Source organism: Cryobacterium sp. TMT4-10, assembly GCF_004403275.1.
Lineage (GTDB): Bacteria > Actinomycetota > Actinomycetes > Actinomycetales > Microbacteriaceae > Cryobacterium > Cryobacterium shii.
In genome coordinates, this window is record NZ_SOGU01000066.1 from 1 (window position 1) to 25,273 (window position 25,273).

Sequence of the window (25,273 nt, forward strand, 5' to 3'; positions counted from 1 at the left end):
CGCGCGCCGCACCCGCCACGCGCCCCGCGCGCCGCACCCGCCACGCGCCCCGCCCCGCGCGCCACATCCGCGCCCGGCAGGCCGTTAGCAATGATAACGATTTGCCATCTCCTCGTAAGATGGAATCGCGCAGTCAACGCCCCGAACAGTGCATGGAGGCACCCAATGGTTGAATCGTCCGGTAAACCCTTTGTCTGGCCAGTCAGCTCACCGCATCCGCTCAGCGCCGAAGCGCTGGAAAGCGTCGATGCCTGGTGGCGGGCGGCCAATTATCTTTCCGTCGGGCAGATCTATCTGCTGGACAACCCGTTATTGCGCGAGCCGCTGACGCGGGAACACATTAAACCTCGACTGTTGGGCCACTGGGGAACGACCCCGGGGCTCAATTTTCTTTATGCCCACCTGAACCGCGTCATCCAGGAACGCAAAATCAGCACCCTGTACGTCACCGGCCCCGGCCACGGCGGTCCCGGCATGGTCGCCAACGCCTACCTCGACGGCACCTATACCGAGATCTACTCCGGCATCGAACAGTCCGAGCAGGGCGTCAAGGCACTGTTCCGCCAGTTCTCGTTCCCGGGCGGCATCCCCAGCCACGCCTCACCCGAGACCCCCGGCTCCATCCACGAGGGCGGTGAGCTCGGCTACGCGCTCAGCCACGCCTATGGCGCCGCCTTCGACAACCCCGATCTGCTCGTGGCCGCGGTCGTCGGCGACGGCGAGGCCGAGACCGGCCCGCTGGCCACCAGCTGGCACTCGAACAAGTTCATCGACCCGCTGCAGGATGGCGTCGTGCTGCCGATCCTGCACCTCAACGGGTACAAGATCGCCAACCCCACCGTGCTCGCCCGCATCCCCGAAGAGGAACTACTCGACCTGATGCGCGGCTACGGCCACACGCCCCACATCGTCGCCGGCGGTTTCGACGGCGAAGACCCGCTCCTGGTGCACCAGCGGATGGCCGAAACGCTCGACGTCGTGCTCAACGAGATCGCCGAGATCAAGGCCCGCGCCCTCGCCGGCGACACCGAGCGGCCCCGCTGGCCGATGATCATCCTGCGCACGCCGAAGGGCTGGACCTGCCCGGCCGTCATCGACGGCGTGCAGGTCGTGGACTCCTGGCGTTCGCACCAGGTGCCGCTCAGCAACGCCCGCGACACCGAGGCGCACACCCGCGTGCTCGAGCAGTGGCTCGCGTCCTACAAACCAGAGGAACTCTTCGACGAGTCCGGGGCCCCGATGCGGAGCATCACCGCGCTCGTCCCCGACGGCGACCTGCGGATGAGCGCCAACCCGATCTCCAACGGCGGGCTGCTCCGGCGGGCGCTGAAGCTGCCCGACTTCCGCGACTACGCGGTCGAGGTCCCCTCCCCGGGCGCCACCACCGATGAGGCCACCAAGGTGCTCGGCACCTGGCTGGCCGACGTCATCCGTGACAACCCCGACAACTTCCGCATCTTCGGGCCCGACGAGACGGCATCCAACCGCCTCGCCCCGGCCGTCTACGAGGCCACCGACAAGCAGTGGAACGCCGAGTACCACGAGGGCGACACCAACCTCGCGCGCGCCGGCCGGGTGATGGAGATGCTCTCCGAGCACCAGTGCCAGGGCTGGCTGGAGGGCTACCTGCTCACCGGGCGCCACGGCCTCTTCAACTGCTACGAGGCCTTCATCCACATCGTGGACTCCATGTTCAACCAGCACGCCAAGTGGCTCAAGGTCACCCGCGAGATCCCGTGGCGCCGCTCCATCTCGAGCCTGAACTACCTGCTCAGCTCGCACGTCTGGCGCCAGGACCACAACGGGTTCTCGCACCAGGACCCCGGCTTCATCGACCACGTCGTCAACAAGAGCGCGGATGTCGTGCGCGTCTACCTGCCGTTCGACGCCAACACCCTGCTCGCCACCTACAACCACTGCCTGCGCAGCGTGGACTACGTCAACGTGGTCGTCGCGGGCAAGCAGCCGGCCCCGAACTGGCTGAACATGGACCAGGCCGTCGCGCACTGCAAGCGCGGCCTCGGCATCTTCGACTGGGCGGGCACCGAGAAGTTCGGCACCTCACCCGACGTCGTGCTCGCCGCCGCCGGCGAGGTGCCCACGCTCGAGGTGCTGGCCGCGGCCTCCATCCTGCGGGAATGGCTGCCCGACCTCGCCGTGCGCGTCGTGAACGTCGTCGACCTGATGCGCCTGCAGTCCGAGGCCGACCACCCGCACGGTCTCAGCGACCAGGAGTTCGACGCGATCTTCACGGCCGACAAGCCGATCGTGTTCGCCTACCACGGGTATCCGTGGCTGATCCATCGCCTGACCTACAAGCGCAACGGGCACGGCAACCTGCACGCCCGCGGCTATAAGGAGAACGGCACGACCACCACGCCGTTCGACATGGTCATGCTCAACGACCTCGACCGGTACCACCTGGTCATGGACGTCATCGACCGCGTTCCCGGACTCGGCGCCCGCGCCGGCCTGTTGCGCCAGGAGATGCAGGATGCCCGCTTGCGGGCCCGCTCGTACACCAGAGACCACGGGGAAGACATCCCCGCCGTCACCGAATGGGTCTGGGACGCCACTGGCGTCGGCGTGACCCCCAACAATGCCGGTGTGTCTACCGGTGGAGACAACGTATAACCGTGGCTGACAGCATTTACATCACCTCTCCCGAGGGAAATACCGGAAAATCCACCATCGCGCTCGGCGTGCTCGACACCCTGCTCCGCTCGGTCGAGCGGGTCGGCGTGTTCCGGCCCATCGCCCGGTCGGTGCACCACCCCGACTACGTGCTCGAGCTGCTGCTCTCGCACCTGTCCTCCGGGGCCGCCCCCAGCCCGCTGCCTCCGCTCAGCTACGAGGAGTGCGTCGGCGTCACCTACGAAGAGGTGCACCTCGACCCCGATGCCGCCCTTGGCAAGATCGTGCAGCGGTACAAGGCCGTCGAGGCCCAGTGTGACGCCGTCGTCGTGGTCGGTTCCGACTACACGGATGTCGGCAGTCCCACCGAACTTGCGTTCAACCTGCGCATCGCCGCCAACCTGGGGGTGCCGGTTCTGCTGGTGCTCGGCGGCCGGGTCGGTCCCGGCCAGGGCGACGGGCGCGACCAGGGTGCAGCGATCGCCCCGGGCGACCGCAACGACCGTCAGCTCGGGCAGAGCGACCCGCGCACGCCGGAGGACATCCGTCAGCTGACCGACGTCACGCTGGCCGAACTGCGCGAGGAGCACGTGTCCCTGGTGGGCGTCATCGTCAACCGGGCCGACCCGGCCCGGCTGGACGAGCTCATCGCCGCCGTGCGCGGTGTCATCGACGCCGGCATGTTGCCCGGCAAGGGGCTGAACGCGGTGCCGGTCTGGGCGCTGCCCGAGGACCCGTTCCTCGTGGCGCCGAGCATGAAGAGCATCCTCAAGGCCACCAGCGGCACCCTCGTCAAGGGTGACCAGGCCCTGCTCAGCCGCGAGGCGCTCGGTGTGGTGGTCGCGGCCATGTCGATGGTCAACGTGCTGCCGCGCCTGTTCGAGGGCGCCGTGGTCGTGGTTCCCAGCGACCGACCGCAGGTGCTGCTCGCCGTGCTGATGGCGAACTCCTCCGCGACGTTCCCGTCGATCGCGGGCATCGTGCTGGTCGGCGGGTTCGCCCTGCCCGAGGAGATCGAACGGCTCGTCGAGGGCCTCGCACCGTCGGTGCCGATCATCCGCACCGAGCTCGGCTCGTACGACGCGGCGCTGCGCATCACGCACACGCCGGGCCGGATGGCCGCGGATTCCCAGCGCAAGCGCGACACCGCGCTGGCCCTGTTCGAAGGCCACGTGGACGCATCCGTTCTGCTGGACCGGCTCGAAGTGAGCCGCGCCGACGTGGTGACCCCGCTGATGTTCGAGTACACGCTGCTCGAGCGGGCGCGCACCAACCGCAAGCGGATCGTGCTGCCGGAAGGGGACGACGACCGCGTGCTGCGCGCCGCCGCGACCCTGCTGGCCCGCGACGTGGCCGACATCATCATCCTGGGTGAGGAGTTCGAGGTGCGCTCGCGCGCGATCGGCCTCGGGCTCGACATCTCCCGGGCCCAGGTCGTGAGCCCCTTCGACGACGTGCTGCGGCACAAGTTCGCCGAGGCCTACGCGAAGCTGCGCGCCCACAAGGGCGTCACGGTCGAGCAGGCCATGGAGCAGGTCACCGACGTGTCCTACTTCGGCACGATGATGGTGCAGCTCGGCCTGGCCGACGGCATGGTCTCCGGCGCCACCCACACGACGGCGCACACCATCCGGCCCAGCTTCGAGATTATCAAGACCCGGCCGAACGTCTCGGTCGTGTCGAGCGTGTTCCTGATGGCGCTCGCCGACAAGGTGCTCGTCTACGGCGACTGCGCGGTGAACCCTGACCCCACCGCGGAGCAGCTCGCCGACATCGCCATCTCCGCGTCGGAGACGGCCGTGGAGTTCGGCATCGAGCCGCGAATCGCGATGCTCTCGTACTCGACCGGCGAGTCCGGCCAGGGTGCGGACGTCGACAAGGTTCGCGCCGCGACCGCCCTCGTGCGGGAGCGTCGCCCCGACCTGTTGATCGAGGGACCGATCCAGTACGACGCGGCAGCGGATGCCGCCGTCGCCGCCACGAAGATGCCCGGTTCCGCCGTCGCCGGCCGCGCCACCGTCTTCATCTTCCCCGACCTGAATACGGGCAACAACACGTACAAGGCCGTGCAGCGAAGCGCAGGTGCCGTCGCCATCGGCCCCGTGCTGCAGGGGCTGCGTAAACCCATTAATGACCTTTCTCGAGGAGCACTTGTGCAGGACATCGTCAACACCGTAGCCATCACCGCCATCCAGGCCGCGACGCTGTCCGCAGCTGCCGCTGCGACTGCTGTTCCGGCGACTGCCGCGGCGGTGTCCGCATGACCGCCGTCCTGGTCGTCAACTCGGGCTCGTCCTCGTTCAAGTACCAGCTGCTCGACATGGACACCGAAACCGAGCTCGCCAGCGGCCTCGTCGAGCGCATCGGTGAGCCGATCGGTCACGCACGGCACAACGTGGGCACGTCCAAGGACGGCCGCACCGAACGCGACCTGCCGATCGCGGACCACACCGCCGGCTTCGCCGTGATGCTCGAGGCCTTCGCCGAGCACGGACCCCAGCTCTCCGAAGCCGACCTGATCGCCGTGGGCCACCGCGTCGTGCAGGGCGGGAACCGGTTCTTCGAGCCGACCGAGGTCACCCACCTGGTCGAGCTGAACATCGAGGACCTGTCCGAGATCGCGCCGCTGCACAACCCGGGCGCCGTTCAGGGCATCCGTGCCGCTCGTGCCAGCTTCGCAAACGTGCCTCACGTTGCCGTCTTCGACACCGCGTTCCACCAGACGCTGCCGCCGGCGGCCTACACCTACGCCATCGACAAGGATCTGGCGACGCGCTACCGCGTGCGCAAGTACGGCTTCCACGGCACCTCGCACAAGTTCGTGTCGGAGGCCGTGGCCACCTTCCTCGACCGGCCGCTGGCCGAGCTGAAGACGATCGTGCTGCACCTGGGCAACGGGGCATCCGTGTGTGCCGTGGACGGTGGAAACTCGATCGACACCTCCATGGGCATGACCCCGCTGCAGGGGCTCGTCATGGGCACCCGCTCGGGCGACATCGACCCGGCCGTGATCTTCCACCTGCGCCGCCGGGCCGGGATGACCACCGCCGAGCTCGACGACCTGCTGAACCGCCGCGGCGGCATGCTGGCGCTGGCCGGCAACGGCGACATGCGCGACGTGGAGAACGCCGCGGTCGCGGGCGACCCGGTGGCCCAGGCCGCCCTCGACGTGTACTTCCACCGGATCAAGGGGTATGTCGGCAACTACTACGCCCAGCTGGGCGCGGTCGACGTGATCGTCTTCACCGCGGGCGTCGGCGAGAACTCGCCGATTGTGCGCGCGGGCGCGCTGGCCGGACTCGAGGGCATGGGGATCGAAATCGACCCCGAGCGCAACGAGGCGAAGTCGCGCAAGCCGCGCGTGATCTCCACGGACAACTCGCGCGTGACCGTGCTCGTCATCCCGACGAACGAGGAGCTGGAGATCGCCCGCCAAACGCTGGCGACGATCAGCCGCACGCATCCGTCGCTGTAGTCAGGTTCCGGTGATCGCCCTCCGGTGATCGCCTGCCGGTGATCGCCCTCCGGTGATCCCGGTGTACTGATCGGATCGGCCGCTCCCGCGCTGGGGGCGGCCGATTTGCGTGTGTGCCGTCCAGCTCCGTCGAGCCGCGCCGATTGTGCCGAGAGTCGCCGTTCCACTGGCGAGTCTCGGCGCATTCGGCGATTCTCGGCGCCGAGTTCGTCACTTGCGGTCGAGTTCGCCGGGCACAGATGGCGAACTCGACCGGAACTGCCGAAGAGGGTGCACCATCCGGTGGCGACGGATGCGGCGTGTTGCGAAATCGTCCGATGTTACGTCGGTCCCGAGCGACCGGAAAGCACGCGCCACGCCATGGCACTTCTCCCGGAAGCCCGCGGGCGGACTGCTAGTGTTTCGCCCACGGCGCGTATGCCGACAGTAATGGGGCTGTTGTACGCAGCTCCCCACGAGGGGGAACACATGAGCTGGCTCGACCGCGAACGCACGATTGCACCTCCTGGATTCAACCGCTGGCTCATTCCGCCATCCGCCCTCGCCCTGCACCTGTGCATCGGTCAGGCGTACGCGACCAGCGTGTACAAGACCGCCCTCGTCGCCCACTTCGGTGTCAGCCTGACCCAGATCGGCCTGATCTTCTCGATCGCCATCGTCATGCTCGGACTGTCCGCCGCGCTGATGGGAACGTGGGTCGACACACAGGGCCCGCGCAAGGCGATGTTCGTGTCGGCGCTGTTCTGGTCCGGCGGATTCCTCGTGGGCTCGCTCGGCATCTTCTCCGGCCAGCTCTGGCTGGTCTACCTCGGCTACGGCTTCATCGGCGGGATCGGCCTGGGCATCGGCTACATCTCCCCGGTTTCGACCTTGATCAAGTGGTTCCCTGACCGTCCCGGGCTGGCCACCGGCATGGCGATCATGGGATTCGGCGGCGGCGCCCTGATCGCCAGCCCGGTCTCCACGGCGCTGCTCGCACTCTATGACCCCAACTCGGGTGCGGAGGGCTGGGTGGCCAGCGGAGACGCGGTCGGCAAACTCTTCCTCACCCTCGCCGTCGTGTACCTCGCGTACATGATGTTCGGCGCGTTCACGATCCGCGTTCCCGCCGCCGGCTGGAAGCCGGACGGCTTCGACCCGGCCACGATCAAGGCGAGGCCGCTCGTGACGGACAAGAACGTGTCGGCGGCCAACGCCATCAAGACCCGCCAGTTCTGGCTAGTCTGGGTCGTACTCTTCTGCAACGTCACGGCCGGCATCGGCATCCTCGAGCAGGCGGCGCCGATGATCCAGGACTTCTTCCGCCAGCCCGACGGCACCTCCACCGTGTCGGTCGTCGTGGCCGGCGGCTTCGTCGGCCTGCTGTCCATCGCCAACATGGGCGGCCGATTTGTCTGGTCCGCGACATCCGACAAGACGGGGCGCCGGAACATCTACATGGTCTATCTGGGCGTCGGCTCCGTTCTCTACCTCCTCCTCGCCCTGTTCGGGTCCAGCACAACCGCGCTCTACGTTCTGCTGGCCTTCGTCATCATCTCGTTCTACGGCGGGGGTTTCGCGACCGTGCCCGCCTACCTGCGGGACCTCTTCGGCACCTTCCAGGTCGGCGCCATCCACGGCCGGCTGCTGACCGCCTGGTCCGCGGCCGGGATCGCCGGACCGCTGATCGTCAACGGTTTCCTCGACGCCCAGGGCACCCCGGGCGCGCTCACCGCCCAGGCCTACCAGCCGGCACTGCTCACCATGGTGGGACTGCTGGTGATCGGCTTCCTGGCGAACCTGATGGTGCGGCCGGTCCAGGCCACATTCCACGAAACGGTCACCGCTCGCCCGGTGGTCGGCCAACCAGCGATGGAGTCCTGACATGAAGAGCGCACAACTCACAATCGCCTGGGCGCTGGTCGGGATCCCGCTGGCCTACGGCGTGTTCATGACCCTGACCAGGGTCGCCGCGCTCTTCGGGTAGTCGGCACGGCGCGGTTCGGCGCGGTCCGGCGCGGTCCGGCGCGGTCCGGCGCAGTTCGTGCAGTTCGTGCCGTTCGTGCCGTCCGTGCCGTCCGTACCGTCCAGCACCTGTGCCGTCCAGCACTATCCGTACCGTCCAGCACCTGTGCCGTCCAGCACCTGTGCCGTCCAGCACCATCCGTGCCGTCCAGCACCATCCGTGCCGTCCAGCACCATCCGTGCCGTCCAGCACCATCCGTGCCGTCCGCACGCGGGCCGTGGCATCCCCTCGCCGTCCAGCACCGTCCACTTGCGCCAATTGCGCCGAGAGTCGCCGTTCCACCGGCGATTCTCGGCGCATTCGGCGATTCTCGGCGCCGAGTTCGCCACTTCCGGTCGAGTTTGCCGGGCACACCAGGCGAACTCGACCGCAACTGACGAAGTGGGCGCACCGACCGGGCCCGCCCGGCGCGACAACGGATGCCCGCCCGGTGCGACAACGGATGCCCGCCCGGCGCGACAACGGATGCCCGTTGCCGCCCTTCGAATCGCCGAGTACGCCACTTCAGGTCGAGTTCGCCCGGCACACCAGGCGAACTCGACCGCAACTGACGAAGTGGGCGCGCCGACCGGGCACGCACGGCCCGCCACCGGATGCCCGCCCCCGGCGCCAACGGATGCCCGGCCCACCACCCCGGACCCCACTGTCAGTGGCTCCGACTACGATTGACCCCGTGGTTACCGCCCTGTATCGCCGCTACCGGCCCGAGACCTTTGCCGAAATGATCGGTCAGTCTCAGGTGACGGATCCCCTGATGACTGCCCTGCGCACGAACCGGGTGAACCATGCCTATCTGTTCAGCGGCCCCCGCGGCTGCGGCAAGACGACATCCGCCCGTATTCTCGCGCGCTGCCTGAACTGCGCCGAAGGTCCGACCGACACTCCGTGCGGGGTCTGCCCGAGCTGCGTGGAACTGTCCCGCGACGGCGGCGGCTCCCTCGACGTGGTCGAGATCGACGCGGCCAGTCACAACGGCGTCGACGATGCCCGCGACATCCGTGAGCGCGCGATCTTCGCGCCGGCCCGCGACCGCTACAAGATCTTCATCCTCGACGAGGCGCACATGGTGACGCCGCAGGGGTTCAACGCCCTGCTGAAGATCGTCGAAGAGCCGCCCGAACACGTCAAGTTCATCTTCGCGACGACGGAACCCGAAAAGGTGATCGGCACCATCCGTTCGCGCACGCATCACTACCCGTTCCGGCTCGTGCCGCCGGGGCCGATGCTCGAATACGTGCAGCAGATGTGCGAGACCGAGAAGATGACCGTGGCGCCCGGCGTGCTGCCGCTGGTCGTGCGGGCCGGCGGCGGGTCGCCGCGCGACACCCTGTCCCTGCTCGACCAGCTGATGGCCGGCTCCGACGGGCACTCGGTCGAGTACGAGCGGGCCGTGGCGCTGCTCGGCTACACGAACGCGTCCCTGCTCGACGAGTCGATCGACGCGATCGCCGACCGCGACCCGTCCGCCGCGTTCGACGCGGTCGACCGGGTCATCCAGACCGGCCAGGACCCGCGCCGCTTCGTTGAAGACCTGCTCGAGCGCCTCCGCGACCTGATCATCGTGGGCGCCACGTCCGCGGCCGGGGCCGCCGCCGTGCTCCGCGGCGTGCCGCAGGATGAACTCGACCGCATGGCCGTGCAGGCCGCCAAGTTCGGCCCGGCCGAGCTGTCCCGCACCGCCGACGTGATCAACGCCGCCCTCACCGAGATGACTGGCGCCACCTCGCCGCGCCTCCACCTCGAACTCATGATCGCCCGCGTGCTCATCCCCGCCAGCGACGACTCCACCCGCGGCGCGCTCGCCCGCGTCGAGCGCCTCGAGCGGCGCATCGGCGTGGGTGCCGTCAACAGCGTTGGTGCCGTCAACAGCGTTGGCGCTGGCAACGCTGACGTCGCCGATTCCCGGGTGACGGATGCCCCGGCCCCGCCCGCCGGGTCGGCCTCGCCGCCCGCCCGTGGTGCCGACGTCGCCTCGTCCGTTCCGACTTCCACTGCGCCGGGTTCAGCTGCACCCGTTTCTGCCGCGACGACTTCTGCGGCGTCGTCTTCGACCGCACGTTCCGCTGGTGCGTCGCCTTCTGGCGCGCCGACGCCGGTCCCCGCCCAGGCCTCCGCTTCGACCCCGGCCTCCGCGCCGACCCCTGATCCGGTCGCAGCCGAGAAGCCGCGCCCGGTCGGACCGGTGACCTTCCAACAGGTCAAGGATGCCTGGCCCGAGATCCTCGAGGCGGTCAAGGTCGCCAAGTTCAACGCCTGGCTGGTGCTCTACACGGCACGGGCCATCGAGCTCCGCGACGGCGACCTGCTCGTGCTCTCGTTCCCCAGCCAGAAAGACGTCGAGGGACTCAGGCCGTCCACCGCACCCGGACCGGGCGTCGGCGACCACCTCAAGAAGGCCGTCAACGACGTGCTCGGATTCACGCCGAGGCTCACCGCGAAGGTGGATGCGCCCCCGATCTCCGGCGGCCGCGAAGCCCCGGCGGGCGTCGCGGCGACTCCGCCGGCGCCGTCCGCGGTGGCGCCCACGGTGACAACGCCAACGTCAGCTCCGACATCTGCGGCCCCAAGCGCTGCAGCCCCGTCGCCTGCAGCCCCGTCATCTGCTGCCGCGCCGCTCACCTCGACCCCGACGGTCGGCCGAACCGGATCAACATCCTCCGAGACCAGGACAGCCCCCGAGAGTCCGGCATCGACACCGACCGAGGCCGACACCGACGCGGAACCCGACCCGGCCGGCGTTTCCGTCGCCGCAGAAGTCGAAGTCGGTGCCAACGGCGCGGGTGCTTCCGAAAACACCTCGGCCTCCGCGAGTATCTCCGCGCCCCTGAACACGACCGCGTCCGCAACCACGGGGGCACCCGCTGAAGCCCCCGCCTCCGCGCCCGCAGCCACTTCGGCACCTACCTCTACCTCCGCACCCGTGCCCGCCTCCGCACCGGCGAAGGCCGCGGCACGGGCATCCGTCGCACCGGAACCCTCCCCCGGGGGATGGGTGACGGCCACGATTCCCAGCTCCCCGGCGGCAGACAGCGGCTGGGCCACGGTGGTCATCCCCGGATCCGGCGGTGCGGCCGCGCAGGCGACGCCGGCGCAAGCTCCGGCGGCCCTCCGTCCGGCCGACGCGTCCCGCCCCGCGCCGACCGTTGTGCGCACGCCCGAACGCGCATCCGAGCAGGAGCCGCCCTTCGACGAAGAGCCCCCGCCGTTCGACGACGAATTCCCGCCGGACGTCCACGCCGAACGCGCTCAGTCCGCGCGCTTCCAGGCCGCGGGGCCGACCTCGGGCGCACGTGCCGCGGCGCCCACTGCCACCGCCCCTCCCGCCGCCCCTCCCACCGCCCCGCCCGCGCCCACCGCCCCGACCCAGGCCACGGGCGGAGCGGCATCCGTTGCCCGTCGTGGTCCCGCCTTCGCCGAGAAGCAGCGTTACGGTGAGTCGGTGGTGCGTGAGATCCTCGGGGCAACGTTCCTCGAAGAACAGCCGCACGAGCCGGCCTCGCGCCAGAGAGGCGACTAACCCATGTATGAAGGCATCGTTCAGGAACTGATCGACGAGCTCAACCGCCTGCCCGGAATCGGGCCCAAGTCGGCTCAGCGCATCGCGTTCCACATTCTGCAGACCGAGGCGTTCGACGTGACCCGCCTCGCGAACGTGCTCCTCGAGGTGCGCGACAAGGTTCGTTTCTGCGAGATCTGCGGCAACGTCTCCGAGCAACAGACCTGCCTGATCTGCCGTGACCCGCGCCGCAACCCCGCGATGATCTGCGTGGTCGAAGAGGCCAAGGACGTCGTCGCCGTCGAGCGCACCCGCGAATTCAAGGGGCTCTATCACGTGCTCGGCGGGGCGATCAGCCCCATCGACGGGATCGGACCCGACGACCTGCGCATCCGTCAGCTGATGCAGCGCCTCGCCGACAACACCGTGCAGGAAGTCATCATCGCCACCGACCCGAACCTCGAGGGGGAGGCGACCGCCACGTACCTCTCGCGCCTGCTGACCACCCTCGAGATCAAGGTCACCCGGCTCGCGTCCGGGCTGCCGGTCGGCGGCGACCTGGAGTACGCCGACGAGGTCACCCTCGGTCGCGCCTTCGAGGGCCGCCGCACCGTCACGAACTGAGGCGCGCCGGCCATACTCGCGGCTCTGGCCCAAACGGTGACCCCTGCGCCCAAACGTCACATGGCCGGTGCCGAATACATCTGCATTTATGATGGAATCTTAGCTGTGCCCGCGTTTCCGAACCCCAGGAGTGCCACGTGAGCTTGATCGTGCAGAAGTTCGGCGGATCATCCGTCGCCGACGCTGAAAGTATCAAGCGCGTGGCCAAGCGCATCGTCGACACCCGCAAGGCCGGCAACGAGGTCGTCGTCGCCGTCTCCGCGATGGGCGACTCCACCGACGAGCTCCTCGACCTGGCGCACCAGGTCACCCCGATCCCCGCGCCGCGCGAGCTCGACATGCTGCTCACGGCCGGCGAACGCATCTCCATGGCCCTCCTCGCGATGGCGATCAAGAGCATGGGCTACGACGCCCGCTCCTTCACCGGCAGCCAGGCGGGCATGATCACGGATGCCCACCACGGCTCCGCGCGCATCGTCGACGTCACCCCCGGGCGCCTCCGCGACGCCCTCGACGAGGGTGCCGTCGCAATCGTCGCCGGCTTCCAGGGCTTCAACCGCGACACCAAAGACATCACCACCCTCGGCCGCGGCGGCTCCGACACCACCGCGGTGGCCCTCGCCGCCGCGCTGAACGCCGACATCTGCGAGATCTACACGGATGTCGACGGCGTCTTCACCGCGGATCCGCGCGTCGTCCCCCGCGCCCACAAACTCGACCGCATCTCCAGCGAGGAAATGCTCGAGCTGGCCGCGTCCGGCGCCAAGGTGCTCTACATTCGGGCAGTGGAATATGCCCGCCGGCACGGTGTGACGCTGCACGTGCGCTCCTCGTTCAACAACAACGTGGGCACCATCGTGTACAACCCGGATACCACCAGCCCGCACATCGCGATCCCGAACTCCTCGATCGCCGAGCACACGCATCCCAATAACGCACTCGCGAATGGAGAGACAGTGGAAGAGCCAATCATCGCCGGGGTCGCCGCCGACCTGAGCGAAGCCAAGGTCACGGTCGTCGGCGTTCCCGACATTCCCGGCAAGGCCGCGCAGATCTTCAAGATCGTCGCCAAGACCAACGCCAACGTGGACATGATCGTGCAGAACGTCTCGGCCGCGGCCACGGGCCTGACCGACATCTCCTTCACCCTGCCCAAGTCGGAGGGCCAGCAGGTGCTGACCGCGCTGACGAATGAGCAGGCCAACGTCGGTTTCGCCGGACTTCAGTACGACGACCAGATCGGCAAGCTCGCGCTGGTCGGCGCCGGGATGCGCACCAACACGGGCGTCTCCGCCAAGCTGTTCGAGGCCCTCTACGAGGCCGGGATCAACATCGAGATGATTTCCACCAGCGAGATCCGCATCTCGGTGGTCACCCGGGCCGACACGATCAACGAGGCGCTGCGGGTGGTGCACACGGCTTTCGGGCTCGATTCCACCGACGAGGCCGTCGTGCACGGCGGCACCGGCCGCTAGCCGCATCCGTCGCGCCTGCCCCGCCGTCCCCACCCGTCCCCACCAGCCCAGCCCCAGCCCAGGCCAGGCCCGGTCCCCACCCGCCCGTCCCCCGCCCGTCCCCACCCCTTCCCAACCACGCCCCGCCCGTCCCCACCCGCCCGTCCCCCGCCCGTCCCCACCCGCCCGTCCCCCGCCCGTCCCCACCCCCAACCACGCCCCGCCCGTCCCCACCCCCAACCACGCAACTGTCACCTGGTGCTTCTGTGGCTAATTCAGGAAAACCGGCCACGGATGCCCCAATCCGGCCCGATTTCAGGCTAAACCGGAAGAATCTCCTGAGTTAGCCACCAGGGCCGGAGCAGACACGGCGTCGAACTGGCACCGGCACCGGAACACCGACCACATCAGTCCCATGAGCATCACAAGCACCACCCGCGAGCAGCAGAGGAACACACAGTGACCAGCACCGCAGCCACCAGCACCGCAGGAATCCAGATCGGCGTCGTCGGCGCCACCGGCCAGGTCGGGGCCGTCGTTCGCCGCCTGCTCGAGGAGCGCGACTTCCCGGTCGCCGGCATCCGTTTCTTCGCGTCATCCCGGTCCGCCGGCACCACTCTGTTGTTCAAGGGCAAGAAGATCGTCGTCGAAGACGCCGCCACCGCCGACCCAAGAGGCCTCGACGTGGCCATCTTCTCCGCCGGCGCCACGCTGTCCAAGGTGCAGGCGCCCCGCTTCGCCGCTGCCGGCGTCACCGTGATCGACAACTCGTCCGGCTGGCGGATGGACCCCGACGTGCCCCTCGTCGTCAGCGAGGTCAACCCGGAGGCCATCAAGCTCGCCACCAAGGGCATCATCGCAAACCCGAACTGCACCACCATGGCGGCCATGCCCGTACTCAAGGTGTTGCACGATGAGGCCGGCCTCGAGCGCCTGATCGTGAGCACCTACCAGGCCGTCTCCGGCAGCGGACTCGCCGGCGCCCGCGAGCTGGCCAGCCAGGTGCGCGCCGCCGCGGCCAGCGACAACCTGCTGCAGCTGGTGCACGACGGTTCCGCCGTGCCGATGCCCGACCCGATCGTCTACGTTCGCCCGATCGCCTTCGACGTCATCCCGCTGGCCGGCTCCATCGTCGACGACGGCGAGTTCGAGACCGACGAGGAGAAGAAGCTCCGCAACGAGAGCCGCAAGATCCTCGACCTGCCCGAACTCCGCGTCTCCGGCACCTGCGTGCGCGTCCCCGTCTTCACCGGCCACGCCCTGTCGATCAACGCCGAATTCGCCAACCCGCTGTCGGTCGCCCGCGCGCTCGAGCTGCTGGCCACCGCGCCCGGCGTGGTGCTGACGGATGTCCCCACCCCCCTCCAGGCGGCCGGCCAGGACCCGAGCTTCGTCGGCCGGGTACGTCAGGACAGCGGTGTGCCGAACGGGCGCGGCCTCGCCCTCTTCATCACCAACGACAACCTGCGCAAGGGCGCCGCGCTCAACGCCGTGCAGATCGCGGAACTCGTCGCCGCCGATCTGCTCGCGCTGCAGCCCTGACCCGCCGCCGCGGATCCGGTCCTCGCAGAGCATCACGGCCAGCAAAAGTACTGATCAGAGTGTAAGGACCGGCATTCACGGCCGGCGGAGGTGACACCCGCCGGCCGTCCCCCCGCGGCCCGCGCACCCGCCGGCCGGGGGTCCGCGGCACCAGCCTTCGCGGGATGGTGAACGTTCGACCGCTCTCTCCGCTAGTGTCAGACCTCGTGGGCGGGATTCGGAATTCAGCAGCCGTGCGACGGGCCGCCTTTGTGCTGTTCGCCGGCATCGCTCTGGCCAGCATCGCCACCTCCCTGGCACTGCTCGTCGGCGCCCCCGCCGAGCACTGGCTGATCGCCGCGGCGGGCGTGCTCTGCGCGGCCGTCCTGGAACTCACCTGGGTGCGGGTGGGCGCCGTGGAGCACCGCAGCCCGGTGATCAGCCTTCCCATGCTGGCCCTGCCTGCGCTCGCCCCGACCCTGTCGGCGGAAGCCGCGATCGGCCTGATCTCGCTCGGCGTCCTGCTGGCCATCCTGATCGAGGCCGGCCGCGCATCCGTCGCCTTCTACAGTGCCGGGTTGCAGGGTGCCGGCGGCATCGTCTCCGCCCTGATCTACGCCGGCCTGACCGGCGCCGGGTTGCCCGTGCTGCCGGCGGTGGCCGCGGCATCCGTGGGCTACGTCGCCTTCGTCGTCCTGGTCGAAGTGCTGCGACACCGCCTGGCGAACTCTCCCGTCGAGCGCGGCGGCCGCCCGCTCCTGTCGCCGGTGCGGCTCGCCGTCACCCTGGTCGGCTGCGCCCTGATCTCCGTGATCGCCCGAGTCTGGACTGTCGAGGGCGTGCCGGTGATGGTCGTGGTGGGCACCACCCTCGAAGCAGCCAGGGTGCTGGTCGCCCTGGTGATCGTCGCCACCATCGTCAAGGTGTCAACCACGGTCTCGGTCATGCGCCGCCGGCTCGCCGGGATGGTCAGCGGCGCGAGCGCGCTGAGCACCGACCCGGGCGCCGACGCGCAGTCCGGCGCCACCGCCACCATCGTCGAGGTGCTCCGGCAGGCGGTTGAAGAGACCATCGGGGCCGAATCCGTCTCCGTGCGGGCGGAGCCGGCCCGCCCCGGGGAGATCAGCATGGCCCTGCCGCTGGGCGCCGTTCCCGGCAAGGACATGTACATCGTCGCCCGCCGCGACCCCATGGACGGTGCCTTCACCGGAAACGACCGCCGGGCGCTCCAGGCCCTCGCGACCACGGCGGGGATGGTGGTCAAGGCACGCGCGAACATCGCCGGCCTGACCCTCCGGGCCAACACCGACCCGCTGACGAGCCTGCCGAACTACGGCGCGTTCCAGGAGGCCCTGGCCAACATCAACGACCACCGGGACTACTCCGAGGCGCTCGCGGTGCTGTTCATCGACATTGACGACTTCAAGCGCCTCAACGACCGGTTCGGCCACCAGGTGGGCGACGAGATGCTCAAGGAACTCGGCCGCCGACTCAGCGCGGTCGTGCGGCCGAACGACGTGGTGGCCCGCGTCGGCGGCGACGAATTCGTGGTCATCCTCACCCACCTCACGTCGCTCGCCGAGGCCAAGATCATCGCCGAGCGCATCCTGGTGGAGTCCGGCAAGCCGGTGACCATCGGTCAGAACACCCACAACCCGGTGATCAGCGTGGGGCTGGCCTACTCCGCGCACCGGGAAACCGACGTCAACCAGCTCGTGCAGGACGCCGACCGCTCCATGCTCGCGATCAAGAAGTCCCGCCGGCGCGGCGGCCCGGCGAACGAGAGCAGCATCAACATCTCCAGCCACCGGTCCTCGCAGATGAACGACATCATCGCCCATGCCATCGACGAGGACCTGCTCGAACTCGCGTTCCAGCCCATCGTCAGCCTCGTCACCGGGCAGATCTGGGCGTTCGAGGCGCTCGTGCGCTACACCCACCCCGACCTGGGTCCGCTGTCCCCGCCGTCGATCGTGGAGAAGGCCAAGGGCCTCGGCCGGCTCGACGCGATGACCCGCCAGGTGGCCGTCAAGGCGATGAAGGCGGCCGCCGACTTCCGTCTGGTCGAGCCACGCGTGGTCTGCATGACCATCAACGTGGAGGCCGGGCAGATCCTGCCCGAACGCGTCGGCACGTACATCGAAGACCTCGCCGGACGCTACCCCGGCATCTCGCTCTGCCTCGAACTCAACGAACGGTCGATGACCAAGGTGACGCCCGCCATCCGTGCCCAGGCCGACCGCCTACGCGACCTCGGCCTGATGATCGCGCTGGACGACTACGGTTCCCAGGACTCCTCGGTCGACGCCCTGGTACGGATGCCGATGGACATCCTCAAAATCGACCGCAGCCTTGTCGACGACCTCGACGACGTCCGCCAGCGCGAGGTGCTCACCGCCCTGCAGGGCTTCGGCGACAACCTCGAGTATTCGATGATCGTCGAAGGCGTGGAGAACGACGCCATGGCCGACCACCTGATCAGACTCGGCATCCGCAGCGCGCAGGGGTTCCACTACGGCGTGCCGGAGAACTTCGAGAACACCCTCACCCGGCTGGAATTGCACGGGGCCCGGGCCGTCGTGCCGCGCGGCGCGCCGGTCGGCGCCGGCCGTCCCGCCACGGCCGCGGTCGACGTCGTGTTGTCGGACGTCGTGCCGGACGCGGTCCCACAGCCCTAGCGGGCCGCTGTCTCGAGAGTCGGAACCGATATCCTTGACTCCATGAGTGCAGAGCCGATTCCGTTCGAGGTGGAGACGCTCGTTCTCGACCTCGAACCCGAACGCCGTGCCGTGCTCTACCCGGTGCTCGACACCGTGCGCGACGCCATGCCGAAGGGCTACCGGCTCGGCGTGTACGGCGGCATCCTCGGCTGGGTGGTTCCGCTGGAGACGTACCCCGACACGTACAACAAGCAGCCGCTCGCCTACGTCAGCCTGGCCGCGCAGAAGAACTACAACTCGCTCTACCTGATGGCCCTCTACAGCTTTCCCGAGAAAGATGCCGCGTTCCGCGCCGAGTGGGCCGCCACCGGCCGCACTCTGAACATGGGCAAGAGCTGCGTGCGCTTCAAGACGCTGGCCGACCTGGATCTCGATCTTGTCGCCCGAGTCATCGCCAAAGTGTCCGTTGAGGAATTCATTGCCAACTACGAGCGCGTGAAGTCCAGCGCCTGAGCCGTTTCGGCCCGAGTCGCGGGCCAACCGTTACCTGTGGTGCCCGCGTTCCGGCGGGAGGAATCCGTTACCGGCGTTACACTCGAAAGTGTGAATCCAATGGCGAATGTCGATGTCGTTCTTATTGGTGGCGGCATAATGAGCGCCACCCTCGGTACCTTGATCAAGCAGTTGCAGCCCGACTGGAGCATCGAGATCTACGAGCGACTGGGGGAAGTCGCGCAGGAAAGCTCGAACCCGTGGAACAACGCGGGCACCGGCCACGCCGCTCTGTGTGAGCTGAACTACATGCCGGAGGCGAAGGACGGAACCGTCACCGCCGAGAAGGCCGTGGCGATCAACGAGCAGTTCCAGATCAGCCGCCAGCTGTGGGCGCACCTGGTCGAGACGGGCGCGCTGCCGGAGCCGAAGAACTTCATCAACTCCACCCCGCACATGACGTTCGTGCACGGAAAGTCCAGCATCGAATACCTGCGCAAGCGGTTCGCGGTGCTCAAGGACCAGCCCCTGTTCCAGGGCATGGAGTACAGCGAGGACCCGGCCGTGATCGGCACCTGGACCCCGCTCCTGACCAGGAAGCGCCCGAAGAACGACAAGATCGCGGCGACCCGGATCGTGTCCGGCACCGACGTCGACTTCGGCGCCCTCACCCGTTACCTCTTCGATTCCCTCGCCGCCGCGGGCGCGGGCGTGCACGTGAACCAGCAGGTCACGGGCGTCAAGCAGCTTCCGGATGGCACGTGGAACCTGAACCTGCGCCGCCTGGTCGGCAACCACCCGAGTGCGGTGAACGCCCGGTTCGTCTTCGTCGGCGCGGGTGGCGGCGCCCTGGCGCTGCTGCAGCAGAGCGGCATCCCCGAGATCAAGGGTTTCGGCGGCTTCCCGATCAGCGGCCAGTTCCTGCGCACCACGAACCCGAAGCTGGTCAGCCAGCACCACGCCAAGGTCTACGGCAAGGCCGCCGTGGGCGCCCCGCCGATGTCGGTGCCGCACCTCGACACCCGCGTGGTCGAGGGGGAGACCTCGCTATTGTTCGGGCCCTACGCCGGCTTCACGCCCAAGTTCCTCAAGTCGAGCACCTGGTTCGACCTGCCGTTCTCGATCCGCACGCACAACATCGGGCCGATGCTCGGTGTCGCCGCGCACAACTTCGGCCTGATGAAGTACCTGATTGGCGAGGTTTTCGCCTCGAAGAAGACGAAGCTCAAGGCGCTGCAGGAGTTCATCCCCACGGCCAAGATAGAGGACTGGGAACTCATCACCGCCGGCCAGCGCGTGCAGGTGATGAAGAAGGACCCGAAGCTCGGCGGGGTGCTGCAGTTCGGCACCGAGGTCATCACCTCGGCCGACGGCACCATCGCGGGCCTGCTCGGCGCGTCCCCGGGTGCGTCCACGGCGGCCCCGATCATGGTGGACCTGATCAAGCGCTGCTTCCCCGACCAGTACCCGGCCTGGGAGCCCAAGCTGCGCGAGATGATCCCGAGCCTCGGCACGAAGCTGTCCGACGACCCGGCCGCCGCGGCCGCGTCCCTGGCCGCCACCGCGAAGACCCTGAACCTCACCGCGTAGTCCTTCCGCCCGTCCCGCCCGTCCCGCCCGTCCCGCCCGCGGTCCGCGGGCGCGGGCGGCGGTGCTCCTGCTGCTACCCACCGAAGTGCAGTCGGAGACGAGGCCCCCTGTGGCCAACTCAGGAGATCCGCGACGCCTCGCCCCGACTCCGGCACTGGTCCGCGGCCGCGGCGGCGCCAGTGCACCAATTCTCCTGAGTTGGCCACGACCGCAGGCCGGCCCCGCCGCAGCCGATCACCAGTCGAGCACGCACGCGGATAGCCGCAGCATCCGCTTGCATCTCTCTAGAACGTGTGTTCGAATAGGTGCATGCGGTGGAGCGGACAGGAACTCACGACGGAGCAGGCGGGCGCCCTGCCCGGACTCGCCCGCCTGAACAACCTGGTGCGCAGCGTGCGCACGCCCGAATTCGCCGGGATCACGTTCCACGAGGTGCTGGCGAAGTCGGCCCTGAACCGCGTGCCGGGCCAGAGCGCGATGCCCTTTGGCTGGACCATCAACCCCTACCGCGGCTGCTCCCACGCCTGCACCTACTGTTTCGCCCGGCCCACCCACACCTACCTCGACCTCGACGCGGGCACAGACTTCGACAACGAGATCATCGTCAAGGTGAACGTGGCCGAGGTGCTGCAGCGGGAGCTGAAGAAGCCAACCTGGGGCCGGCATCCGGTGGCGCTCGGCACCAACACCGACCCGTACCAGCGCGCCGAGGGCCGCTACCGGCTGATGCCCGGCGTGATCGCCGCGCTCGCGCAGTCCGGCACGCCGCTCTCCATCCTGACCAAGGGCACGCTGCTCCGCCGCGACCTCGACCTGCTCGTCGAGGCGAGCGAACTCGTCCCCGTCGACCTGGCCCTGTCGATCGCCATCTACGACGACGAGCTGCAGCAGGCGGTCGAGCCGGGCACCCCGTCCACGGTCGCGCGCCTGGCCACGGTGACGGCGGTGCGCGAGCGCGGACTCGACTGCTCGGTCTTCATGATGCCGATCCTGCCCTTCCTCACCGACACGAAGGCCCACCTCGACGAGGCGCTGCGCCAGGCGAAGGATGCCGGTGCGTCGAGCATCATGTACACCGCGCTCCATCTACGCCCGGGCGTGCGGGACTGGTACCTGCAGTGGCTGGCCCGCGACCACCCGGAGCTGCTGCCGCGCTACCTCGAGCTCTACGCCAAGGGCGCCTATGCGCCCAAGGACTACCGGGTCTGGCTGGCCGCCCGAATCAAACCCCTGATCAAGGCGCACGGACTGCAGCGTGGGCTGGAGGATCCGTCCACCGGCGGCGTGCGCTCGACGGCGCTCGGCCGTCCCGCCACGCCCGGCAGGGGTACTGGCCTGGCGGGCAGCGGCGCCGGTGCCGGCCGCGGTACCCGGAGCGGCGCCGGCCGCGACTCGGCGAATACCGCCGTGCGGCGCTCACTGATCGCCGAGGAGCTCCCGCCCGAGTTGAGCCCGACTCTCTTCTGACCGACCGCCCCGACTCCGGCGAACAGGCCGCGAACGAATGCCCCGCCCCGAACGAATTCGGCGGCGACCGGCCCAGATCGGCGCGGCGTCAGACCTGGGGAATCCGGCACGTTTCCGTGCCGCCCGGCAGACGGTGGCGGTTTCGGTAGAACACCGATTGGACCCGGTTGAGCAGCAAGGAAGCGACCGGGGTCATCATTACGCGTCCGAAGAACGGATACGGGTTGCGAGCCGTGAGCAGCATCCCGGCCATCGCGCCCACACCGACCACGTGACTGCCATCGGCCCGCACGAGCACGGGGCCTTCGAGGCAGGTCGCCAGGGTCACGCCGAGCGCGTCCAGGTCGACCGACTGGTACGTTGCGAAAACAATCTGCGGCGCGATCCGGCGCTTCATGCGGTCGACTGCGTTTTGGCACAGGCCGCAGTCACCATCGAATAGAAAAAGCGCTGTCGTCAAGGTGGAACCCTTCGTCGTCGGTACTCCAGCGGCACGCTGCCGCGCCAACCTTCACCAAGTATACCCCTGGGGGTATGCTCGGAAGCCGCCTGCGCCCGGATGCCTCAACCCGGCCATCACCCTTCGAGCGGATGCCCCGGCCCCGAACGAATTCGACGGAGATTTTGCCCAAATCAGGCGCACAGCAGGCGAGAACGCATGTTTTCGCCAAAATCTCCGTCGAATTGGTTAGAACGACGGGCAGCTTGCGCCCCGAACGGGGAACACGGCCGCCGAAATGGGATACTCGACCGATACACACCCGCACGAACGCGCCGCAGAACGTACCGCAGATCGCGGTGCAGCACACGTGCGACCACACCAACACACACGCACCACACGCACCACACGCACCACACGCACCACACGCACCACACGCACCACACGCACCACACGCACCACACGCACCACACGCACCACACGCACCANGCACCACACGCACCACACGCACCACACGCACCACACGCACCACACGCACCACACGCACCACACGCACCACACGCACCACACGCACCACACGCACCACACGCACCACACGCACCACACGCACCACACGCACCACACGCACCAACACGAACGGAACAGTAATGACGCTTGGCTTGCCAGACCACCTGGTGGCGAGAACCATCAGTCACGCCCTCGCGCGTGCCTCGCACTGGTTCGGACTCACCTGCCTCGCCGGCGCACTGCTCGCCCTGCTGGCCCTGAACTTCGCCCACCGCCCCGCCGCCTCCACCGCCACCGCCGCCTCCACCACAACCTCCGCCGCCCTCTGGTTCACCATCCTCGCCCTCCTCGCCATGGCCGGCTTCCTGATCGAGCTCTCCCTGCGCCGCACGGTCACCCTGACCATCGCCTACCTGATTGTCGGCAGCGGCTGCATCTACCTCTTCACGGTCACCATCCTCGGCATGCCCGACGTGTTCCCGTTCTCGAACCTGTTCCTGGTGGCCCTGCCCAAGCTGGCCCTGATCATGGTCGGCGGCGCCGGCACCGGCGCCCTTGCCGGCGTGCTCTGGAGCACCCTCGGCTTCGTGCTGGCCGAAGCCGTCACGGTGCTCGCCGCCCTCCAGACGCAGGTGCCCTACAGCCCCGACCCCTTCACCATCTCCACCTACCTGTTCCTCGTCGGCGTGCTCCTCTTCGCCCATTTCGCCCGCCGCCAGGCCGCGGCCCAGACCGCCCTGCACCGGGCCGTCCTCGCCGATCGGGCCCGCCTGCTGCGCCACGACCTCGACCAGCGCGCCCTGGCCCGCACCCAGGACACCACCCTCACCGAGCTCGTCGCGCTCGCCCGCGCGCACGCCGGCCCGCTCAGCCCGAACCTGGCCGGCAGCATCCGTGCCACCCTGCAGACCCTGCGCGGCACCGACTGGCTGACCGACGCCGACCAGCGCAGCGTTGAGCCGTCCGCGGGCACGGATGCCTGGCTCACCAGCGAGGTCTACGCCGCCATCGAGCGCAGTCGCGATCGCGGCCTCGTGGTCGAAGTCACGGGGGAGCGCGCCGCCCTCGGCCGCCTCGACCCGGTCAGCGACCGCGAGCTCGGCCTCGCCGTGCAGCAGTGCCTGACCAACGTGATCCTGCACTCGGGCATCGTGGCCGCCGAGGTCGTGATCGAGAGCGAACTCGACAGCATCTCCCTGATGGTGATGGACGCCGGCCGCGGCTTCACCGAATCCGAAACCGGCTCCGACCGCCTCGGCCTGCGCCAGGCCGTGCGCCACCGCATCGAACGCCTGGGTGGTTCGGTGAGCATCCTCACCCGCCCCGGCGCGGGCACATCCGTACTTCTGAACGTGCCGGTCCCCATCTCAGACCCGATCACGACGGATGCCGCAACCCTCGGCGAGCAGGCCCCCCGATGACCGCCGCCACCCCCGGCGCCAGCACCGCCCCCGAAACCGCTCCCATCCCCACCACCGCGGCCACCCCCACCCCGCTCGCCCCCGCGACGCCCACCCCGCGCACCCTCACCCAGCAGCGGCTCGACCCGCTGGGCACCCTCGCCACCTGGCCGCTCGCTCCGGTCATCGCTACGGTCGTTTTCGGCTACGCGGCGCTGGCCACGTCGTGGCAGGCCGACCAGTCGCGGTATCCGGTGCTCGTCGGGCTGGCCCTGCTGGCCATCGCCGGCGCGGCCGCCACCCTCGTCATCGGCACCCGGCCGTCCGAGCCGCCGTTCCGGCTCGGCTCTCACCTGGCCATGATCGGCCTCGCCGTCAGCGCCTACCTGCTCGACCAGGCGTCCCGCTGGGGCGCGAACACCCTCCTGCAAGACGACTTCGGACCCGTCGCCATCGGCCTCCTCCTGCTTGCCCTCGCCCCGTACCGCCCGTGGCGGGAGATCACCCTGTCGGCGGTGGCGGCATCCGTCATCGTCGCCGCCGTCACCGTGCCGCAGGCCCCGTTCCTCGCCATCACCGTGCCGCCGGCCGTCTACGCGGTCGTGTCGGTCACCCCGGTTTTGGCCCTTGGCCTGGCCGCGGCCGCCTACTCCCGCCGCATGGTGCGCCTGCTGCTGGCTTGGCAGACGGATGCCCGCCGCGCCATCGCCGAACGCACCGAGGAGTCGCGCGGCCGAGTCGTGCGTGCCGTGGTCGGGCAGCAGCTCGCCGACCTCGAAACCGGCGTCTTCCCCCTCTTCGCCGACGTGCTCGAACGCGGCGAGGTCACCAAGGCCGACATCGCCCGGGCCAACGAGCTGGCCGCCCGCGTGCGCCGTTCGCTCGTGCAGGACATCGACCTGACCTGGCTGGACGCCGTCATCGCCCGGGAGCGCGCCCGGCTGGTCGAGCGCGGCCTGGATCCGCTCTTCGTGGTCGCCGACCCCGAGCACCGCGCCCTGCGCTTCGGACCCGACCAGCGCGCCGCCACCGCCGCCCTGATCAGCCTGCTCTGCGCCGCCCCCGGCTTCGACCCGCGCAGCCTCGTGGTGCAGGTCGCCGACGGGGCCCGGCCGGCCGCTCCCGGGCACGCCGGGAAGAGCGAGCAACCCGCCGAGCCCGAGCAACCCGCCGAACCCGAGCAACCCGCCGAACCCGAGCAGCCCGCCGAGCAGCCCGAGCCCACCCAGCCCGAGCCCGCCGAGCAGCCCCAGCCCGTGCCCGCCGGCATCGTCGACACCGTCACGATCCAGGCCGGACTCGACCTGCCCGCCGGCCAGGCCCGCGCCCTGCTCCGCCCCTACCTGGCCGTGTTCCGGGTCGTGTTCCCGCGGGTGCGGGTCACGATCAGCCGCCCGCTGGTGATGCTCGACTTCGGCGACCGCCGCCCGGCGTCGAGGGCCCGCCTCCGCAACCGCCCAGTACGCTGAAGTAGGTTTTCACCAGCGACCCAGCACGACCCGAGCACGA

The 25,273-nt window shown here is 69.2% G+C and carries 15 protein-coding genes; 14 read left to right on the forward strand and 1 reads right to left on the reverse strand.

Translation table 11 applies throughout. The features are described from left to right. The first annotated feature begins 165 nt into the window (after positions 1–165). The 12 genes from E3T42_RS09310 (at position 166) to E3T42_RS09370 (ending at position 21,418) form a co-directional block, all read left to right on the forward strand. The gene (locus E3T42_RS09310) at positions 166–2,634 is read left to right on the forward strand and encodes a phosphoketolase (protein WP_134365910.1); all 2,469 of its coding nucleotides are present in this window, start codon (positions 166–168) and stop codon (positions 2,632–2,634) included. Between the two features lie 2 nt (positions 2,635–2,636). Then, positions 2,637–4,898: a phosphate acetyltransferase gene (gene pta, locus E3T42_RS09315; RefSeq protein ID WP_134365911.1), complete on the forward strand. Its 2,262-nt coding sequence runs from the start codon at positions 2,637–2,639 to the stop codon at positions 4,896–4,898. Further along, positions 4,895–6,109 carry an acetate/propionate family kinase gene (locus tag E3T42_RS09320; RefSeq protein ID WP_134365912.1) on the forward strand — a complete coding sequence of 405 codons (1,215 nt, stop codon included), beginning with the start codon at positions 4,895–4,897 and terminating at the stop codon, positions 6,107–6,109. The genes pta and E3T42_RS09320 overlap by 4 nt, the downstream gene beginning before the upstream one ends. A 468-nt stretch (positions 6,110–6,577) precedes the next feature. Beyond that, positions 6,578–7,972, forward strand: a complete 1,395-nt coding sequence (locus E3T42_RS09325; protein WP_134365913.1) for an OFA family MFS transporter — start codon at positions 6,578–6,580, stop codon at positions 7,970–7,972. A gap of 815 nt (positions 7,973–8,787) precedes the next feature. Next, entirely contained in the window at positions 8,788–11,631 is a 2,844-nt protein-coding gene (locus E3T42_RS09330; RefSeq protein ID WP_134402896.1) for a DNA polymerase III subunit gamma and tau, read from the forward strand. Between the two features lie 3 nt (positions 11,632–11,634). Continuing rightward, entirely contained in the window at positions 11,635–12,234 is a 600-nt protein-coding gene (gene recR / locus E3T42_RS09335) for a recombination mediator RecR (RefSeq protein WP_134365915.1), read from the forward strand. 137 nt (positions 12,235–12,371) lie between these two features. Continuing rightward, complete coding sequence (locus E3T42_RS09340; RefSeq protein WP_134365916.1) at positions 12,372–13,709, forward strand: aspartate kinase; 1,338 nt, start codon at positions 12,372–12,374, stop codon at positions 13,707–13,709. Positions 13,710–14,147: 438 nt separating this feature from the next. Next, on the forward strand, positions 14,148–15,230 hold the full coding sequence (locus E3T42_RS09350) for an aspartate-semialdehyde dehydrogenase (protein ID WP_134402897.1): 1,083 nt from the start codon (positions 14,148–14,150) through the stop codon (positions 15,228–15,230). Positions 15,231–15,424: 194 nt separating this feature from the next. After that, positions 15,425–17,887 (forward strand): EAL domain-containing protein, encoded by a 2,463-nt coding sequence (locus tag E3T42_RS09355; protein ID WP_166789042.1) that lies wholly within the window; start codon positions 15,425–15,427, stop codon positions 17,885–17,887. 42 nt (positions 17,888–17,929) lie between these two features. Beyond that, complete coding sequence (locus E3T42_RS09360; protein ID WP_134365919.1) at positions 17,930–18,382, forward strand: DUF1801 domain-containing protein; 453 nt, start codon at positions 17,930–17,932, stop codon at positions 18,380–18,382. Between the two features lie 90 nt (positions 18,383–18,472). Beyond that, a complete protein-coding gene (locus tag E3T42_RS09365) occupies positions 18,473–19,951 on the forward strand; it encodes a malate:quinone oxidoreductase (protein ID WP_255572717.1) in 1,479 nt (492 codons plus the stop codon). 309 nt (positions 19,952–20,260) lie between these two features. Further along, entirely contained in the window at positions 20,261–21,418 is a 1,158-nt protein-coding gene (locus tag E3T42_RS09370; protein ID WP_134365921.1) for an Rv2578c family radical SAM protein, read from the forward strand. Between the two features lie 88 nt (positions 21,419–21,506). Here the strand turns inward: E3T42_RS09370 and E3T42_RS09375 are convergent, their stop codons facing one another. Further along, positions 21,507–21,878 (reverse strand): thiol-disulfide oxidoreductase DCC family protein, encoded by a 372-nt coding sequence (locus E3T42_RS09375; protein ID WP_134402898.1) that lies wholly within the window; start codon positions 21,876–21,878, stop codon positions 21,507–21,509. Between the two features lie 626 nt (positions 21,879–22,504). Here E3T42_RS09375 and E3T42_RS16735 point away from each other — a divergent pair. Both E3T42_RS16735 and E3T42_RS16740 read left to right on the forward strand, forming a co-directional pair. Further along, positions 22,505–23,785, forward strand: coding sequence for a sensor histidine kinase (locus E3T42_RS16735; RefSeq protein ID WP_166805318.1), 1,281 nt, complete (start codon positions 22,505–22,507; stop codon positions 23,783–23,785). Next, complete coding sequence (locus tag E3T42_RS16740) at positions 23,782–25,233, forward strand: hypothetical protein (RefSeq protein WP_166805319.1); 1,452 nt, start codon at positions 23,782–23,784, stop codon at positions 25,231–25,233. Before E3T42_RS16735 ends, E3T42_RS16740 begins: the two co-directional genes overlap by 4 nt. The last annotated feature ends 40 nt before the right edge of the window (positions 25,234–25,273 follow it).

Coding starts and splice junctions, on each gene's coding strand:
- E3T42_RS09310 (WP_134365910.1), top strand. CDS start 166: ATGGTTGAATCGTCCGGTAAACCCTTTGTCTGGCCAGTCAGCTCACCG.
- E3T42_RS09320 (WP_134365912.1), top strand. CDS start 4,895: ATGACCGCCGTCCTGGTCGTCAACTCGGGCTCGTCCTCGTTCAAGTAC.
- E3T42_RS09325 (WP_134365913.1), top strand. CDS start 6,578: ATGAGCTGGCTCGACCGCGAACGCACGATTGCACCTCCTGGATTCAAC.
- recR (WP_134365915.1), top strand. CDS start 11,635: ATGTATGAAGGCATCGTTCAGGAACTGATCGACGAGCTCAACCGCCTG.
- E3T42_RS09360 (WP_134365919.1), top strand. CDS start 17,930: ATGAGTGCAGAGCCGATTCCGTTCGAGGTGGAGACGCTCGTTCTCGAC.
- E3T42_RS09370 (WP_134365921.1), top strand. CDS start 20,261: ATGCGGTGGAGCGGACAGGAACTCACGACGGAGCAGGCGGGCGCCCTG.
- E3T42_RS16735 (WP_166805318.1), top strand. CDS start 22,505: ATGACGCTTGGCTTGCCAGACCACCTGGTGGCGAGAACCATCAGTCAC.
- E3T42_RS16740 (WP_166805319.1), top strand. CDS start 23,782: ATGACCGCCGCCACCCCCGGCGCCAGCACCGCCCCCGAAACCGCTCCC.